Annotated in this window: 16 protein-coding genes; 12 read left to right on the forward strand and 4 right to left on the reverse strand. The window is 59.4% G+C overall.

Annotated elements, in window-relative coordinates:
• The first annotated feature begins 141 nt into the window (after positions 1-141).
• Genes VMW85_00275 through VMW85_00300 form a run of 6 tightly spaced genes read left to right on the forward strand, consistent with a single transcriptional unit; the run spans position 142 to position 6,580 of the window.
• On the forward strand, positions 142-1,347 hold the full coding sequence (locus VMW85_00275; protein HUT26471.1) for a hydrogenase iron-sulfur subunit: 1,206 nt from the start codon (positions 142-144) through the stop codon (positions 1,345-1,347).
• A complete protein-coding gene (locus VMW85_00280) occupies positions 1,347-2,186 on the forward strand; it encodes a sulfide/dihydroorotate dehydrogenase-like FAD/NAD-binding protein (GenBank protein HUT26472.1) in 840 nt (279 codons plus the stop codon). Before VMW85_00275 ends, VMW85_00280 begins: the two co-directional genes overlap by 1 nt.
• Positions 2,173-3,618, forward strand: coding sequence for an NADPH-dependent glutamate synthase (gene gltA / locus VMW85_00285; protein HUT26473.1), 1,446 nt, complete (start codon positions 2,173-2,175; stop codon positions 3,616-3,618). Before VMW85_00280 ends, gltA begins: the two co-directional genes overlap by 14 nt.
• A gap of 2 nt (positions 3,619-3,620) precedes the next feature.
• On the forward strand, positions 3,621-4,580 hold the full coding sequence (locus VMW85_00290; protein ID HUT26474.1) for an oxidoreductase: 960 nt from the start codon (positions 3,621-3,623) through the stop codon (positions 4,578-4,580).
• Positions 4,577-6,028: a Ni/Fe hydrogenase subunit alpha gene (locus tag VMW85_00295; protein ID HUT26475.1), complete on the forward strand. Its 1,452-nt coding sequence runs from the start codon at positions 4,577-4,579 to the stop codon at positions 6,026-6,028. Before VMW85_00290 ends, VMW85_00295 begins: the two co-directional genes overlap by 4 nt.
• A 36-nt stretch (positions 6,029-6,064) precedes the next feature.
• The gene (locus tag VMW85_00300) at positions 6,065-6,580 is read left to right on the forward strand and encodes a hydrogenase maturation protease (GenBank protein ID HUT26476.1); all 516 of its coding nucleotides are present in this window, start codon (positions 6,065-6,067) and stop codon (positions 6,578-6,580) included.
• Positions 6,581-6,775: 195 nt separating this feature from the next.
• Here the strand turns inward: VMW85_00300 and VMW85_00305 are convergent, their stop codons facing one another.
• From VMW85_00305 to VMW85_00315, 3 genes are all read right to left on the reverse strand, one after another.
• On the reverse strand, positions 6,776-6,943 hold the full coding sequence (locus tag VMW85_00305; GenBank protein ID HUT26477.1) for a 4Fe-4S binding protein: 168 nt from the start codon (positions 6,941-6,943) through the stop codon (positions 6,776-6,778).
• Between the two features lie 70 nt (positions 6,944-7,013).
• Positions 7,014-7,439: a universal stress protein gene (locus tag VMW85_00310; protein HUT26478.1), complete on the reverse strand. Its 426-nt coding sequence runs from the start codon at positions 7,437-7,439 to the stop codon at positions 7,014-7,016.
• The gene (locus VMW85_00315) at positions 7,421-8,542 is read right to left on the reverse strand and encodes a cation:proton antiporter (protein ID HUT26479.1); all 1,122 of its coding nucleotides are present in this window, start codon (positions 8,540-8,542) and stop codon (positions 7,421-7,423) included. Before VMW85_00315 ends, VMW85_00310 begins: the two co-directional genes overlap by 19 nt.
• Positions 8,543-8,629: 87 nt before the next feature.
• Here VMW85_00315 and VMW85_00320 point away from each other — a divergent pair, with 87 nt between their 5' ends.
• Genes VMW85_00320 through VMW85_00345 form a run of 6 tightly spaced genes read left to right on the forward strand, consistent with a single transcriptional unit; the run spans position 8,630 to position 16,559 of the window.
• A complete protein-coding gene (locus VMW85_00320; GenBank protein ID HUT26480.1) occupies positions 8,630-9,691 on the forward strand; it encodes an amidohydrolase family protein in 1,062 nt (353 codons plus the stop codon).
• A 4-nt stretch (positions 9,692-9,695) separates the two neighbouring features.
• A complete protein-coding gene (locus VMW85_00325; protein HUT26481.1) occupies positions 9,696-10,139 on the forward strand; it encodes a universal stress protein in 444 nt (147 codons plus the stop codon).
• A complete protein-coding gene (locus VMW85_00330) occupies positions 10,140-10,988 on the forward strand; it encodes a CBS domain-containing protein (protein HUT26482.1) in 849 nt (282 codons plus the stop codon).
• Positions 10,988-12,682, forward strand: a complete 1,695-nt coding sequence (gene glyS, locus VMW85_00335) for a glycine--tRNA ligase (protein HUT26483.1) — start codon at positions 10,988-10,990, stop codon at positions 12,680-12,682. Before VMW85_00330 ends, glyS begins: the two co-directional genes overlap by 1 nt.
• 22 nt (positions 12,683-12,704) lie before the next feature.
• The gene (locus VMW85_00340) at positions 12,705-13,892 is read left to right on the forward strand and encodes a CBS domain-containing protein (GenBank protein HUT26484.1); all 1,188 of its coding nucleotides are present in this window, start codon (positions 12,705-12,707) and stop codon (positions 13,890-13,892) included.
• A gap of 51 nt (positions 13,893-13,943) precedes the next feature.
• Positions 13,944-16,559: a valine--tRNA ligase gene (locus VMW85_00345; protein HUT26485.1), complete on the forward strand. Its 2,616-nt coding sequence runs from the start codon at positions 13,944-13,946 to the stop codon at positions 16,557-16,559.
• A gap of 28 nt (positions 16,560-16,587) precedes the next feature.
• Here the strand turns inward: VMW85_00345 and VMW85_00350 are convergent.
• Positions 16,588-17,035, reverse strand: a 448-nt coding sequence (locus tag VMW85_00350) for a hypothetical protein (GenBank protein HUT26486.1), incomplete at its 5' end; no start/stop codon positions are given.

Consider the following 17,035-nt stretch of genomic DNA (forward strand, 5'->3'; position numbering starts at 1 on the left):
CACCTATTATGCAATCAAATGCGTCAAAGACGCAAGCCATCTAGGGTCCATGAAGATCGTCATCGTCTGCAAAACATATATAAAAAAATGTTGAGGAGAATGACCCGATCAGTAGACACCTAGGACCCTGGGGGATCATTGATGAACGATAAATGCCTCGCCGCCGTGAAAATTGACCAGGACCTATGCAGCCGATGCGGGGTGTGTTACTCCATCTGTCCGTTCGATGCCATCGACCGTCAGCCCGATGGCGGCCAGGTGAGCATCGACATTCAGAAGTGCCAGGTCTGCGGGATATGCTACAGCGCCTGTCCGGTGACGGCCATCGAGATGGCGTACTACGATTACGAGGGTCTGCTGGACCTTGCCCGCACCACGAACGCTAACGCGGAAACGCTGGTCATGATGTGCAGGGGCAACTCACCTAGCAGCGGTGAGGTGGAGGACATACTTGCCAGCCACGGACTTAGCGCCGAGGACCATATCTCCATGCGCATCCCCTGCGCCGGACGGGTGCCTACCGACTTCGTCTTCAACGCCCTGCGATCGGGCATAAAGCACATCGTCTCCATCCAATGCCAGGACGGGTTCTGCCGCATGAAGGAGGGGACCATGATCGAGACCAGGCGCATGCTTCTCGGCATGGCGGTCCTGCGACAGCTCGGTTATCCGGAGGATTCGCTCAAGGTGGTGAAGTATTCCCGGAAGGCCGTCTGGATCAGCAAGGATTGCGTCGGATGCGGCAAATGCGTCTTCATCTGCCCCTACGACGCCATCACAGCGGAACCGTTCTCCTCGCCCACCGTGGACGTCGAGAAATGCGTGGGCTGCGGGGCGTGTCAGATGGTCTGTCCGCAGCACGCCATCCAGGTAAAGGGATACGAGTTCGAGACCGTGCTCGCCGCCTACGGTGAGACGGCGGTAAAACTGAAGGCCCGAAGCGATCGGCCAACCTTACTGGTCTTCAGCTGCCAATGGTCGGAGTTCTCCGCTCTGGACAACCCTGAGATGCTGCTCAAGGGCAAGAACGCCTTGATCCTGGAGGTCCCCTGCTTCAAGGGCATGGACCCGGTGCACGTGATCAACGCCTTTCAACAGGGGTTCGATGGGGTCATGGCCGTGGTATGTTCGGCCGATGATTGCAAGCTAAAGAACGGAAGGGACACCGCGGAAAGGCAGCTGGATGTTCTACAAGTGGCCCTGAAGAAGCTAGGATTGCTCGATCGGTTCGAGATCCACGAACTGTCACCGAGATGCGAGGGCGAGTTCACCGTGAAGTTCGAGGCGTTCTGCCAGAAGATCGCCGCGATGACGCCAGCCGCTGGGTCCCCGAAGGAGGTCCAGTGATGTACCGGATAGTGTCCAAGGAACGGCTGGCGCACAAGCAGACGCTGTTCGAGGTCGAGGCCCCGGAAATTGCGGCAAAAGCTCAGCCAGGGCAGTTCCTGATCGTCATCCCGACCGAGGGAGGCGAGAGGGTGCCCCTCACCATCTGTGATTATGAGGCGGACAAGGGGACGGTGTCCTTCGCCTTCCATGAGGTGGGCAAGACCACCAAGGAGCTGGGGACGTTCGAGAAGGGCGACCGCCTCTTCAACGTCACCGGACCGCTGGGCAATCCATCCCAGATCGGAAAATATGGGCGCGTGCTGTGCGTGGGCGGAGGCATAATGATCGCTCCGGTCCTGCTGCAGGCCAAGGCCATGAAGGCGGCCGGGAACCACGTGACGACCGTGCTGGGCTCCCGCAGCGAGGAGTTCCTGTTCATGAGGGAGAAGGCCGCGTCATTAAGCGACGAGGTCCACCTGGCCACGGACGATGGCTCGGTGGGCGAGAAGGGATTGGAGTTCCTGACGGACCTGCTGAAGAAGGAGAGGTTCGACCGCTGCGTGGTCATGGGACCGGTCGTAATGATGAAGATGGTGAGCGAGATCACCAGACCGTTCAATCTACCGACCATAGTGTCCTTGACCCCCATCATGATAGACGGCATGGGCATGTGCGGCGTCTGCCGGGTGACGGTGGGCGGGAACATGCTGTTCGGCTGCGTGGACGGCCCGGAGTTCGACGGACACCTGACGAACTTCGACGAGCTCATCAAACGCCAGCGCACCATGCTCCCGGAGGAGCGATTGAGCTCCATCCTCTGGGAAAACAAAGGGAGGTGCAAGTGTGGAAGGAACTGAGGAGAAGACCGCATCCAACCCCATGAACGTGGACGTGGAGATGCCCAGGCAGAGGCCCAAGGAACGGGTCAAGAACTTCAAGGAGGTCGCTCTGGGCTACACGGAAGAGATGGCGATCCAGGAGGCCCGGCGGTGCATGCAGTGCAAGAACCCCCCGTGCATAAAGGGCTGTCCGGTGGACGTACCGATCCCCAGTTTCATAGACTGCATCTTACAGGGCAAGTATGCCGAGGGCATAGCTGTCATCAAGACCAAGAACTCACTGCCGGCCGTTTGCGGGCGAGTATGCCCCCAGGAAGGGCAGTGTCAGATGAACTGCGTCCGGGGCAAGAAGGGCGACCCGGTCAACATCGGCCGATTGGAGCGGTTCCTGGCGGATTGGGAGCGGGAACATGGGGCCCAGATACCGGAGAGAACCCCTTCCACCGGCAAGAAGATAGCGGTGATCGGCGGAGGTCCAGCGGGATTGACGGCCGCTGCCGACCTGGTGAAAATGGGTCATGCGGTGACCCTGTTCGAAGCGCTGCACGTGGCCGGAGGCGTTCTCAGCTACGGCATACCGGAGTTCCGTTTGCCCAAGGACATCGTGCAGAAGGAGATCGAGTACGTCCAGAAGCTGGGCGTGGACCTTCGGCTGGGCAATCTCATCGGCCGGATCCACACCATACCCGAGCTTATGGAACAGGGCTACCATGCCATCTTCATCAGCAGCGGGGCAGGGCTGCCGCAGTGGACCGGCTGCCCGGGCGAGAACCTGGGCGGCATCTACTCGGCCAACGAGTTCCTGATACGGGTCAATTTAATGAAAGCGTACAATTTCCCGGAGCAGGACACGCCCATCCGCATAGGCAAGCACGTCGTGGTCATCGGCGGAGGGAACGTGGCCATGGACTGCGCCCGCATCTCGATGAGGTTGGGGGCCAAGGTCTGCTTGAACTACCGGCGCTCCCGGACGGAGCTGCCGGCCAGGCGCGAGGAGATCGAGAACGCCGAGGAGGAGGGGCTGATGTGCAACTTCCTCAACGCCCCCGCCGAGTTCTATGGTGACGAGAAGGGCTGGGTCAGGTCCATGAGGTGCACCTGCATGGAGCTGACCGAATCGGATGAAAAAGGACGACAGGGGGTCAAGCCCATCGCCTGTTCCGATTTCGAGGTGGATGCCGACACCATCATCGTGGCCATCGGACAGACGCCCAATCCCATCATCCAGCGCACCACCGCCGGGTTGAAGACCGATCCCCGGAACGGGACCATCATCGTCGACGAGGACGGACGGACCAACCTGGACGGAGTGTTCGCCGGCGGAGACGTGGCCACCGGGGCGGCCACGGTCATCAGCGCCATGGGGGCCGGAAAACGTGCCGCTAAGGCCATGCACGAGTATCTCATGAACGAAGGACCGAGGGGGGAGCGACCATCGACCGGAAACTGAGGATCGCTTTCTACTGGGCCGCCAGCTGCGGCGGCTGCGAGATCGCCGTTCTGGACGTGAACGAGAAGATACTCGATCTTGTGGAGCACGCGGACATCGTCTTCTGGCCGGTGGCCATGGACATCAAGTATGACGACGTCGAGGCGATGCCTGACGGCCACATCGACGTCACCTTCTTCAACGGCTCGATCCGCAACAGCGAACAGGAGCATATGGCCAAGCTCCTCCGCGCCAAATCCCGGACCCTGATCGCCTTCGGTTCATGCGCCAACGAGGGTTCCATACCCGGGCTGGCGAACCTGAGTGACGCTGACAGCATACTGAAGCTCGTCTACCAGGACCTGGGAGAGGGAACGAAGGACAAGGTCATTCCCAGACCGGAATCGAAGGTGAAGGAAGGGGTACTGAGCATACCGACCTTCTATGACACCGTCAGAACGTTGGCTCAGACCGTGGAGGTAGATTATTACCTACCTGGCTGCCCGCCGCCGGTCTCCCTGATAAACAAAGCATTGGAAGCTATCGTGAAGGGCGAGCTGCCCCCCAAAGGTTCCGTCCTGGCGCCATTGCCGGCGGTGTGCGATGAATGCCCGCGCAAGCGGGAGAACAAGAAGATCACCACCATCCACCGCGTGCACGAGGTGGTCCCGGACCCGGAGCGCTGCCTGATGGAGCAGGGGATCATCTGCATGGGGATGGCCACCCGCAGCGGATGCGGAGCGCAATGCCTCAAGGTGAACATGCCCTGCACCGGCTGCGGCGGGGCTACACCCAACCAATCGGACATGGGCACGGGAATGATCACGGCCCTGGCCTCCATATTGAACCTGGACAAGGAACCGGGGTCCTACACCGAAGAGGAAGTGGTGGACCTCATATCGCAGATCAAGGACCCGGTGGGCATCTTCTACATGTACAGCCTGCCGTCGTCCATCCTGCAAAGAAAGGTGATGAAGAAATGAAGGAGATCAAGATCGACCCTATCACCAGACTGGAAGGGCACGGCAGCGTGTCCATCTTCCTCAATGACCAAGGCGAGGTGGAGAACGCCTACCTCAAGGTCCCTGAGCTGAGAGGCTTCGAGGCCTTCTGCGTCGGACGCCCGGCCGAACTTATGCCCATCCTCACCACCCGTATCTGCGGGGTATGCCCGGTGGCCCATCATTACGCTTCGGTGAAGGCCTTGGACGCGGCCTTCCAGGTCGAACCCCCTTCAGCGGCGAAGAAGCTGCGGGAGCTGCAGTACATGGGCTATATCTCCTATGACCACACCCTGCACTTCTATTATCTGGGGGGACCGGACTTCATCGTGGGTCCGGACGCCCCGCCGGAGAAGCGGAACATCCTGGGCGTCATCGAGAAAGCGGGTCTGGACGTGGCGAAGGAGGTTATCAAGCACCGCGCCTACGGGCAAAAGATAACCGAGATCATCGGGGGCAAGGCCACCCATCCGGTCAGCGGATTGCCGGGCGGAGTGAGCAAGCCTCTCGGCGAGGAGGACCGGGTCTCCATCCTGGAGATGTCGAGATCTTTGGTCAAGTTCGCCCAGTTCTCCCTGCAGCTCTTCAACGACCTGGTGCTTGACAATTCCAAGTACCTGGAGATGATCAAGAGCGAGGCCTTCACCCAGAGGACCTATTATATGGGCATGGTGGACGCCAGGAACCGGGTCAACTTCTTTGACGGCGAGGTCCGAGTGGTCGATCCTTCGGGGAAGGAGTTCGTCAAGTTCAGGGCGGAGGACTATGCCCAGCACATCGAGGAAAGGTCGGAGGAATGGACATACTCCAAGTTCCCCTTCCTGAAGAAGATCGGCTGGAAGGGTTTCACCGACGGAGCTGGCAACGGTATCTACAGGGTAGGTCCCCTGGGGCGGCTCAACGCCGCGGACGGGATGGCCACGCCTCTGGCCCAGGCGGAGTACGAGAGGATGTTCGGTATGCTGGGCAAGCCGGCCCACGGCACCCTGGTGTTCCATTGGGCGCGGTTGATCGAACTGCTCTACGCCGCCGAGCGCGCGGTGGAGCTGGCCAGCGATCCGGAGATAACCAGCACTGACGTTCGCAACATGCCAGGGAAGCCGGGCGAGGGCGTGGGCATCGTAGAGGCGGCCAGAGGGACGCTGTTCCACCATTACAAACTGGACCAGAACGCGCTGGTCAAGAACGTCAACATGATCGTGGCCACCACCAACAACTACCCCTCCATCTGCATGAGCATACGCGACGCCGCCAAAGGCCTGATCCATGAGGGAAAGGTCGACGAAGCGATACTGAACAAGGTGGAGATGGCCTTCCGGGCCTACGACCCATGCTTCGGCTGCGCCACCCACTTCGCGGTCGGTCAGATGCCCCTGGAAGTATTGGTCTATGATAAGAACGAAAATTTGCTTAGCAGGACGTCACGCTAGGCGGATAGCCAACCTTTTTTCCTTGGTTCGCATATCATGTTCAGGCGGTCGCACCAATTGAAAGAGCACACCCGGGAATTGGAAGATGAACTGCGGACCTGGCTGGGGGACGCGACCAGCGTCGTCGTGGCCGGAGTGGGGAACGCCATCCGCCTGGACGATTATATCGGGGTAAGAGTGGTGGAGGACCTGCACGGCAAGGTGTCGGAGAAGGTGCATCTCATCGAGTGCGAGACGGTACCGGAGAGCTTCGTGGACGAGATCATCGAGGTCTGTCCCTCCCACGTGCTGCTCGTCGACGCCGCCGTTCTGGGATTGAGACCGGGGACGGCCCACCTGTACGACGCCGAGGAAGTGATGAACGTCTCTACCATCTCCACGCACACTCTGCCGCTGAGGGTGTTCTGCGAGTATGTCGTGAAGCTGACGGGAGCGAGGATCGCCCTGCTGCTCATCGAACCGAAGGACACGGACTTCGGCGAGGGACTGACCCCTGAGATCGAAGCGGCCGCGTCCAGGGTAGAGGCCGCCCTTCAGGACCATCTGCCTTGAGCCTGGTGTTCAACGGACCTTAAGGGGAACGGAACGTTGCCTCGGTGCGGTGAACGTTCGCATGATGGTATCCAAAGACCATAACGGAACAGATGCGGCCGTTCAGTTTCCTTCGGGACCTTTGTCCCTCGGAACAAAAAATTTGAGAACCAAAGAGGAAAGTGGTTTTAATGGGGGTCGTGGACCACCCTTTCTTTACAAGGCCAAGGCGCTGCTGGGACACTCTTCTACGCAAGTGCCACAGTCCGTGCACTTCGCAGCGTCGACGACAGCTATATCGTCGACGGAAATGGCCCCACTGGGGCAGGAATCCTCGCAAGCTCCGCAACCAACACACTCGTCCGCGTTAACCTTTACAACCATTGGTAAAGCACCTTTGGGAGGGTGGAAGAAAAGATATGGTATTTATGTTTTACCAAATCTGGACAGTTGGTCACCTAACGATGAGCACCGAGGTGTTGGCCCTCTTGGAAAGTGAGGCCGACACGCTGCCGATGAGCGTTCCCTTGGTGGCGCCCATGCCTCGGCTGCCGGTGACGATCATATCGGGACGGAACTCCTCGGCGAACTCCAGTATCTTGCTCACCGGCGGTCCGTGCAGCATATGCGGGGTCGCCTGGACCCCTTCCGAGACCAGTATCTCCAGCGATTCCTGCAGGACCTTGCTCCCCTGGACCTCCATCTCCTTGGTGGTGACCTCGGCCATCAATGAAGCGTACTCCCGGACCTCCACGACGAAAACGACGGCGATCTCGTAGGCCGGAGCGGCCAGCGCCAGCAAGGCCGCCTTCCGCAACGCTTTTTCCCCGTGGACCGATCCGTCCACCGCCACCAGTAATCTCAGCTTCTGTCCTTCCATGGGTCGAACCACCTTTGTGCAACTAACGTAGGCGCCAATGCCCCTATGATGATTGTTCCCACCAATATTGAGAATTGCGCTTGATCGATCAATCCCTGATCGGCGCCGAACTGCAGGAAAACGAGTCCGAACGTGAGCGAGGTGGCCATTAGCAGGGAGACGTAGGCATGGTCCTTCCTGATGGTCAGAAAGGTCACCGGCAGCACCGCGGCCACCTTCAAGCATATGCGGGCCAGGGAAAGCAGCAGTATGATGCCTATGCCGGCGTACAGGGCCTCCATGGAAACGTTGGAACCGGCGGCGATGAAGAACAGGGAGACCATGAAACCCAGGAACACCGTGCGGACCTTGGACCAGGCCTCCTGCCGCTTGGCCAAGGTGGAGGAGCAGGCGAATCCCAAAAGGTAGGCGGGGAGCACCGCGGCGACGCCGGCGAGGGAAGCTAGACCGCCAAGCAACAGCAACGGCAGCAGCATGATCTTCACCTCCGGTTCGCCGGGGCGGCCTTTGAAACGGTCCAGCGCTCGCCCGAGATATCTAGCGCTCAGCGGGATGACCAGCAGGGAAACGAGGACCAATATCAGCACCTCGTTGCCCGGCGGGGCGAAGAGCACCGCCAGGGCGACGGAGGCCAGCAGATTGGTCAGGAAGCACGCGGCAAGCACCAGCGATCCCACCTCCGTCCGGGCCTTCCCCCCTTCCACCAGGACCACGTAGACGATGGCGACCGATGTTTCCGAGAGAGCGACGCCCGCGAGCAATGACGAATCCCAGGACCATCCGGCGAAGAGGTGCAGCAACGGCGGCAATATTAAAAACACGGATAGGAAGGATGCCAGGGCCAGGGGGAGGCTGCTCCTCCATTGCGCCTTCACCCTCTGGATCTCCATCTCCGTTCCTGCCAGGAAGGTCAGGCCGATACCGGCCAGCACCGCCAGGAAGGCGAACCAGGGGATCTCCGACGATCTTATGCCCAGGACCTCGCCGATGGCCAGCCCCAGCAGTATCTCGAAGATGGCCGCGGAAAGGCCGAAGCGCGCCGCCACCATTTGGGCCGTGACCGCCAGGAACAACAATAGCGCTAAGGTCAGCAGATCGTTCAATGGCGCACTTCCGGGGGTTCAACGCCGAGGGAACATTTGGTCTTTACCACCACGCGCTTAAAATATTCTCAGCCTGATTAGGTGATCATGCGTTACGTCTCAGGCCTAGTGCTCGGCCAGAACGGCTTTTTCCCCGGGCACGTGGGCTTTGAGGGCGGCACCATAATGGAAGTGGGGCGGGGGGAACGCCCCGACGCCGAGGCCAAGGGCCTCATCGTTCCGACGTTCGTGAACGCACATACTCACATCGCCGATTACCTGGTGCCGGTGGACCCGTCGCTCTCGTTGGAGGAGCTGGTGGCCCCGCCCGACGGGTTGAAGCACCGCTGCCTGAACAACGCCTCCTCTGAGGAGCTCATCGGCTCCATGCGGGAGATGAAGAACTTCATGGCGAGAAGAGGCGTCTCCCATTTCCTGGATTTCCGGGAGGGCGGCCTCGAAGGAACGCAATGCCTGCGTCAATTGGACGGCGAAGGGGCCAAGGCGATCATCATGGGGCGGCCGAAGATGATGGAGTTCTGCCGCCAGGGCGTCCGCAACCTGCTGAAGGTGGCGGACGGGGTGGCCGTCTCCTCCATATCCGACTGGGAGTACGACGAGCTGCAGAAACTGTCCAAAGAGGTCCGTTCACAGGGGAAGCCGTTCGCCATCCACGTGAGCGAAAGGGTCCGCGAGGACATCGATGACGTACTGGACCTCAAGCCCTCGTACCTGGTGCACATGGTGGAGGCGACCGCTGGCGACATGGAGGCGGTGGCGCAGGAGAACGTCCCGGTGGTGGTGTGTCCCCGCTCCAACCTGTACTTCGGAAAGATACCTCCGCTCAGAGCGTTGATCGAGAGCGGCGTCACACTGGCCTTGGGCACTGACAACGCCATGATATGCCTGCCGGACATGCTGACGGAGATGGAGCAAACTGCCCGGACACTACGTTCCCAGGGCATGAACGGCATCAAGGAGACGCTGGAAATGGCCTTGAACGGAAGAAAATTATTAAATGGCCAGGAAGCGTTAAGTATAGAACCGGGAGCACGGTGTGAGCTAATGGTGCTCAGGCACAGGGGTGGGGACCCGATAACCGACCTTGTTCTGAGAAGCGCATCGGACGCACTTGAGCTCGTATGCATTGAAGATACTATTTGGAGATGAAAGGATGGTCCTGTTCAAGAAGATACTGATACCCACAGACGGGAGCGATTACACCAAGGCGGCCGTCACGAAAGGGTTGGAATTGGCAAAGGTCATGGGGGCGGAGGTGACCGCTCTCTACGTGGTGGACCAGACATCGTTCATCAACTTTCCCATGGATTCCACCATCGTCAGCGTCTACACGCTGTTGGAGAGGGAAGGCGCGGAAGCTATGGAATACGTGAGAAAGGAGGCGGAGAACATGGGTGTCAAGTTGAACACCCGTGTCGAGGAAGGCTCCCCGTCCCGTAAGATAGTGGACCTGTCTCACGATCACGACCTGGTGGTCATGGGCACCCTGGGTCGGACCGGGTTCTCAAAATTGCTGTTGGGCAGCGTCGCCGAGCGCGTGGTGCGTTTCGCCGAATGTCCTGTGCTTGTGATCAGGTCCCAGGGGGAGGAAAACTAAATGGCCAACGTAGGGGACGTGATGACGTCCAATCCCATAGTCGCCCAGGTGCCCGGTTCACGCCAGGAGGTGCTGAAGATCATGGTGCAGCACAATCTGACAGGGCTACCGGTGGTACGCCGCGCCGATGGTTCGCTGGCGGGAATGATCACCCGCCAGGACATATTCGACCACGCGGACGAGGACCAGGCGGCCATGATCATGCAGAGGGAACATCTGTCCATCTCCCCCAAGGACTCGGTCGAGGACGCGGCCAGGCTCCTGGTCGAAGGGGGCATTCGCCACCTCCCGGTGGTCGAAGACAACCGTCTCGTGGGCATATTGACGCCGACGGACCTGCTGTGCATCGTGGAGAAAAGAGGGATCGATGCTCCGGTGGAGAGCGTCATACGCTCGCCCTGCGTCCCCATCTTCATGGAAACGCCCTTGGCGGCGGCGGCCGTAATACTGAAGGTCTCCAAGTCCACGGCGCTGCCGGTGCTTGACGATCAGGGGCGGCTGACCGGTATCATCACCGACCGGGACATATTCAACAAGAGCTACATCGAAGGCGCCACGGTCATATCCGACATGGGCATGGCCGAGGACGAGGACCAATGGTCCTGGGAAGGACTGCGCAACGTCATGAAGCTGTGGTACGAGGTATCCAAGATCGAACTGCCGGGCATGCCCATCAAGGAGATCATGGTCAAGGACCCCACCACCGTCTTCAAGAAGACCGCCATCTCGGAGGCGGCCCGCATCATGCGCAAGAACGACTTCGGACAGCTGCCGGTCAGGGACACCAAGGACTGTCTGCTGGCCATGATATACGATCACGACATCATTTCCGTGCTCATAAAGGAGTAATGAACCAGATGAAGGAGGTCAGCTCTGGGGACGTCCTCTCCCTGTGCAAGAGGAGAGGGTTCATCTACCCCGCCTACGAGATCTACGGCGGTATCGCCGGTCTGTATGACTACGGGCCGTTGGGCACGGCCCTGAAGAGCAATATAGTCGACCTGTGGCGCAGGATCTACGGCCTGCAGGAGGGCTTCGTAGAAATAGACGGTGTCAACGTCGGACCGGAAGCGGTGTTCAAAGCGTCCGGTCACGTGGACAACTTCACCGATCTTTCCGTTACGTGCAAAGCGTGCGGCGAATCGTTCCGCGCCGATCATTTGGCCAAGGAGTTCCACCCCAACCCCGATTCCCTGCCGAAGGAGGAACTGCAGAAGCTGCTCCGTGAGAACGACGTCCGCTGCCAGTGCGGCGGGGAGTTCGCCGACGTGGAGGAGTTCAACCTCATGTTCAAGACCAAGATCGGCCCCGGTAACGGCCGTACGGGCTATCTGCGTCCTGAGACCGCCCAGTCCATCTTTGTCAATTATACGAACTTGTACAGGCACTGCCGCGAGAAGCTGCCTTTCGGCGTCATTCAGGTAGGTCGCGGTTTCCGCAACGAGATATCGCCCCGGCAGGGCGTCATCCGCCTACGGGAGTTCAACATGATGGAGGCGGAGCTGTTCGTAGACCCGGAGGACAAGACGTGGCCCCGCTACGAGGGCATCAAGGGGAGGACGGTCAAGCTGGTCCCCAACGAGGGGGAGCAGGAGATCGAGACCACCTACGGGGAGGCGGTGGAGAAGGGTACCATAGGCAACGAGACCCTGGCCTACTTCATATGGGTGACCTACGACTTTCTGACCTCGGCCGGTGTCGATCCGGCCAGATTACGTTTCCGACAGCACCTCAAGACCGAGATGGCCCACTACGCCTCCGATTGCTGGGATGCTGAAGTGCTCATCAGTTTCGGGTGGACCGAGATCGTGGGCATAGCGGACCGCGGCTGCTGGGACCTCTCCCGGCACATGGAGCATTCGAAAGCGGACCTCACCGCCTTCAAGCGCTTCGAGCAACCGGAGGACGTGGAGCGGGACGTGATCCGCCCGAAGTTCGGGGCCTTAGGACCAAAGTTTAAAGGGGCCGCTGGTGACATAAAGAAGCAATTAGAGGTGATGGAAGCTTCGAAGGTGCACGAGGGAACGGTGACCGTGGTGGTCAACGGAGAGAACGTGGAACTTGACGGCACTTACTTCGAGATGGTAAGGGTCAAGGAGAAGGTCAACGGCGTGAAGGTCACGCCGCACGTTATCGAACCGTCCCACGGCCTGGACCGCATATTGTACAGCTGCCTGGAGCATGCCTACGGTGAGAGGGACGGGTACGTGACCCTGGGCCTGAAGCCGACGGTGGCGCCGATCAAGGTGGGCGTGTTCCCACTGATGTCCAAGGACGGCATGGAGGAGGTGGCCATGGCCCTGGACCTGGCATTGCGCCAGGAGGGGATAACCACCCATTACGATGATTCCGGGTCCATCGGGCGAAGGTACGCTCGCATGGACGAAGCGGGGACGCCCTGGTGCGTCACCGTGGACTATGAGACCCTGGACAAGGGAGATGTGACCATAAGGGACCGGGACAGCACCGAACAGGTGCGGATCTCGGCCGATGAGGTCGTGACCTTCGTAAGACAGAGGCTGCGACACGAACTCTCATCCTAAACGACGAGGAAGGTGAGCCAAAATGGTAGGAGAAAGCATCGAGGGAATGAAGAAGAGAGAACTGCTCAGGTCTCTGATCGACTCCAACAGGGTCGAGGACCTGATGAACAAGAAGTTCGAGACCGTAGACCCAGAGATGGCCCTCTCCGAGGTGGTGGCCAAGATGCGGTCGGCCGACCTGCATGAGATCCCGGTGGTGGAGGGCAAGAAGCTGCAGGGAGTGGTCAGCTACGGCACGGTCATCAGGAAGAAGAGCCTGGTGCTCGGAACCAAGGCCAAGAGCATGATGGAGAGCACCCCGGAAATAACTCTGGACACTCCGGTCACCGAGATAGCCGAGCATTTCCTTTCCTCGGGATACCGGCAGCTGCCGGTGACCAAGGGGAAGCTGATCCAAGGCATCATCACCCGCGCCCACGTCATATCCGTGCTTCCCAAGCTGAAGGACGTGAAGACCGTGAAGGTCGGCGACCTGATGAGCGACGACGCCCATTCGGTGCATGAGAAGGACCACATCAAGAGCGCCATGTCGCTGATGAGGCAGCTGGAGGTGCGCACGGTACCCGTGGTCGATGATTACGACCGGCTGACGGGCATCATCGGCATCAAGGACATCGTACAGTACTCCTGGACCGGGTCCGGTACGCCCAACCAAGGCCGTATGGACAAGGCCGGCGTCAATAACCCGGTGGAGCTGGAGGTGCGTTCGCTGATGCACAACTCCCCGGTCACCCTGGGTTCGGACGCTCCCCTGACCGAGGCCATCGGGATCATGGTGGACAAGAACATCTCCACCATCCCCATCGTGAAGGGCGACAGGATGGTCGGCATCATCACCAAGTACGACATACTGGAGATGGTGGCGTCCGTTCGCAACAGGGACATGGTCTACACCCAGATCTCCGGTCTGGAGGAAGAGGACCGTTTCTCCCTGGACAGCATGGAGAAGGAGATACAGTCCGGACTGGCCAAGATCGCCAAGTTCACTCGGCCGCTCTTGTTCAACGTACACGTCAGCAAGTACAACGGCGGCGGCAACAACGCCAAGTACTCGCTGACCGGCCGTCTGAGCACCGAGAACTCCCAGTTCATGGCCAAGGCCGTCGATTGGAGCCTGGGACAGGCCACCGTGGAACTGATGGACAAGCTGGACCGCATCGTCAAGGGGAAGAAGGAGCAGGACGAGCGCAAAAAGAAGACAATACGCTGAGCTCCAGCTCAGTAACCTTTTTTAAACCTCTTTTCATATCTTCTCCAGTCTATGTCACAATACGAGGCGATCCCCACTGAAAGGAAGTGGCAGAAGCAGTGGAAGGACTGGGAGCTCTACAAGTTCGATCTTGACTCCGATCGACCGGTCTATTCCATCGACAATCCCCCGCGCTACGCTTCCGGCGCATTGCATCTGGGTCACGCCACCGGTTACTCTCTCATCGATTTCGCCGCCCGCTATCGTCGGCAGCGGGGCTACAACGTCATGTTCCCGTTGTGCTTCGACGTGAACGGCACGCCGGTCGAGGTGCGCGTGGAGAAGAAGTTCGGCATCAACAAGTATTCCGTTCCTCGCCAGGAGTACATCAAGATGTGCGAGGAGTACGCCAACTCCTTCATCTCCTCCATGATCTCCCAGTTCGAGTTGCTGGGCGAGAGCATGGACGCCTCGGTTTACTATCAGACGGACGCTCCCTACTACCGGCGCATCACCCAGATATCCTTCATCAAGATGTTGGCGAAGGGGCTGGCCTACAAAGGTGAGTACCCGGTCAACTGGTGCCCCCGGTGCATCACGGCGTTGGCTGACGCCGAGGTCGAATACGAGCAGAACGTCACCAAGCTCAACTACATCCGTTTCGCCGTGAAGGACGGCGAGGACATCCTCATCGCCACGACGCGCCCGGAGCTCATCTGCACCTGCCAGACCATCGCCGTGCATCCCACGGACGTGCGCTATTCGGAACTGGTGGGTAAGTGGGTCATCACCCCGCTGTTCGAAAAGATGGTGATGGTGATCGCCGACGAGAAGGTGGACCCGGACTTCGGCTCGGGCATCGTCATGATCTGCACCATAGGCGATAAAACGGATCTGGAATGGGTCATGAAGTACAAGCTGCCCTTGGACAAGGGTATCGACGAAGAGGGGCGCATGACGTCGCTGGCGGGCCCGTACGAAGGAATGCCCGTCAAGGACGCCAGGGCGAAGGTGATCGAGGACCTCAAGGCGAAAGGGCTTCTCCTCAACCAGGAGGACCAGCCGCAGAACGTCAGCGTCTGCTGGAGATGCCACGCGCCCATCGAGTATCTGCAGGTGAACCAATGGTTCATCCGCACCATGGACTTCAAGAAGGAGGTATTGGCGAAAGCGGACAGCATCAAGTGGTTCCCGGAGTTCATGAAAGTGCGCTTGCAGGATTGGGTGAACTCCCTGCAGTGGGACTGGGTGGTTTCCCGGCAGCGTTACTTCGCCACGCCCATACCGGTGTGGGAATGCCAGAACTGTAATTACGTTCTACCGGCGCGCGAGGAGGACTGCTACATCGACGTGACCGTCACGCCTCCGTACCTTGAGAAGTGCCCCGACTGCGGCGGCGAGCTAAAGGGATGCCCGGACGTCTTCGATACCTGGATGGATTCATCCGTTTCCGCGCTGTACAATACTTTCTGGCAAAGGGACGAGGAGCGCTTCAAGAAGATGTTCCCCATGTCCCTGAGGCCGCAGTCCCACGATATCATTCGGACATGGGCGTTCTATTCCATTCTGAGGGAGCATCTGCTGACGGACGAGATCCCTTGGGAGCACATCATGATCCACGGGTTCATCATGGCGCCGGACGGCACTCCGATGCACACCTCGACGGGCAACGTCATCGACCCCATGCCTTTACTGGAGACGTACGGCACGGACGCGCTGCGATACTACGCTTGTACCTGCTCGTTGGGTGAGGACCATGCTTTCAGAGAGAGGGACGTGGTGCACGGCAAGAAGCTCTGCACCAAGATGTGGAACCTGGGCAAGCTGATCGAGATGACCGTTACGGAAAAGCCGGAACGGGTGCAGCTGAAGCCCATCGACCGCTGGATCATGAGCCGCTTCACCCGGGTGGTGGAAGCGGTCACCGGTTACTATGAGACGTACAATTTCGATAAGGCCATGAGGGAAGTGGAGAACTTCGCCTGGAAGGAGTTCGCCGACCATTACGTGGAGATGTCCAAGTACCGGACGAGGGACGGGGACAAGTCGGTCAAGTATACTCTTTACACCATCTATCTGGGCATATTGAAGATGATGGCGCCGATGCTTCCGCACGTGACCGAGGACGCCTACCAGCCGTTCGCGGAGATGGACGGTTCGAAGAGCATACATGTCAGCAAGTGGCCGGAGGCGGAGCGCATAGACGAGGAGGCCGAAGCCAAGGGCGAACTTACCAAAGAGGTCATCGCCGCCGTACGCAACTGGAAGGCGGAGAAGAAATACCCCTTGAACAAGGAACTGCTGGCGGTGGAGATCGTCGGTGACGGTGCCTTTGCTTTGAAAGGTTACGAGAACGATATCGCCAGGACGGTTCGGGCGGATCGTCTGGACCTGCTGGAGAAAGCGCAATTGGACCGCTGCCCCGTCAAGGTCAAGCCGGTGCACGCCAAGATCGGCCCCCTGTTCAAGACCCAGGCGGGGAACGTGATCGCGGAGATCGCCACCATGGACCCCGATGACGTCATGAAACGCATAGCGGAAGGCGGGTTCGAAGTGCTCCTGCAGGACGGACGCATGGCCATGATCACCGACGAGCTGGTGGAAGTGGTGTGCGAGATGCGCTATCAGGGCAAGTCCGTGGAGACCATTCAGATCGGGGACCTGTTAGTGGTGGTAGAAGTCAAGTGAAACGATGCGGGCCGGTGATGGCACCGGCTCAGCGCCTTCTTTTTTTGTAGGAAAGGTAAACGGTCAGCTTCCAGAGCAGAACGGATATCAGGAAGAAGAGCACGCCCCGCTCGCTCACCAGAAGGTAGTATCCTCCCAGGAACGCCAGGACCAGGGAGATGATGGCCAGCACACCCCCCCACTTGAAGGCATGCATCAGCTGCTGCAAGGGAATGAGGACCTGATCGTACAGTAGGTATATCGTCAGAGCTAGAAAGAGCAGGACGGCCACTTGGACGTAGGGTGAGATGTATGAGACGACGCTGTCGAATATCAGGGAGCCGGGGCTGACCCCTAGCACCAGGAACAGCCCGAACAGGAACATTGACAGTACCGGTAGGATCGAGCGGTCCCGACGTCTCCTTTTCCTGCGGACCATACGTTCCGGTGAAGTATAGCGCAATATATGAACCTGGAGGTCTGGTATGCTGGATACC

It is taken from the genome of Methanomassiliicoccales archaeon (genome assembly GCA_035527755.1).
Classification (GTDB): domain Archaea; phylum Thermoplasmatota; class Thermoplasmata; order Methanomassiliicoccales; family UBA472; genus UBA472.

What these genes read in the sequence shown, in the direction of transcription:
- VMW85_00275 (HUT26471.1), top strand. Translation starts at nt 142, where the DNA reads ATGAACGATAAATGCCTCGCCGCCGTGAAAATTGACCAGGACCTATGC.
- VMW85_00280 (HUT26472.1), top strand. Translation starts at nt 1,347, where the DNA reads ATGTACCGGATAGTGTCCAAGGAACGGCTGGCGCACAAGCAGACGCTG.
- VMW85_00295 (HUT26475.1), top strand. Translation starts at nt 4,577, where the DNA reads ATGAAGGAGATCAAGATCGACCCTATCACCAGACTGGAAGGGCACGGC.
- VMW85_00300 (HUT26476.1), top strand. Translation starts at nt 6,065, where the DNA reads ATGTTCAGGCGGTCGCACCAATTGAAAGAGCACACCCGGGAATTGGAA.
- VMW85_00305 (HUT26477.1), bottom strand. Translation starts at nt 6,943, where the DNA reads ATGGTTGTAAAGGTTAACGCGGACGAGTGTGTTGGTTGCGGAGCTTGC.
- VMW85_00310 (HUT26478.1), bottom strand. Translation starts at nt 7,439, where the DNA reads ATGGAAGGACAGAAGCTGAGATTACTGGTGGCGGTGGACGGATCGGTC.
- VMW85_00320 (HUT26480.1), top strand. Translation starts at nt 8,630, where the DNA reads ATGCGTTACGTCTCAGGCCTAGTGCTCGGCCAGAACGGCTTTTTCCCC.
- VMW85_00325 (HUT26481.1), top strand. Translation starts at nt 9,696, where the DNA reads ATGGTCCTGTTCAAGAAGATACTGATACCCACAGACGGGAGCGATTAC.
- VMW85_00330 (HUT26482.1), top strand. Translation starts at nt 10,140, where the DNA reads ATGGCCAACGTAGGGGACGTGATGACGTCCAATCCCATAGTCGCCCAG.
- glyS (HUT26483.1), top strand. Translation starts at nt 10,988, where the DNA reads ATGAACCAGATGAAGGAGGTCAGCTCTGGGGACGTCCTCTCCCTGTGC.
- VMW85_00340 (HUT26484.1), top strand. Translation starts at nt 12,705, where the DNA reads ATGGTAGGAGAAAGCATCGAGGGAATGAAGAAGAGAGAACTGCTCAGG.
- VMW85_00345 (HUT26485.1), top strand. Translation starts at nt 13,944, where the DNA reads ATGTCACAATACGAGGCGATCCCCACTGAAAGGAAGTGGCAGAAGCAG.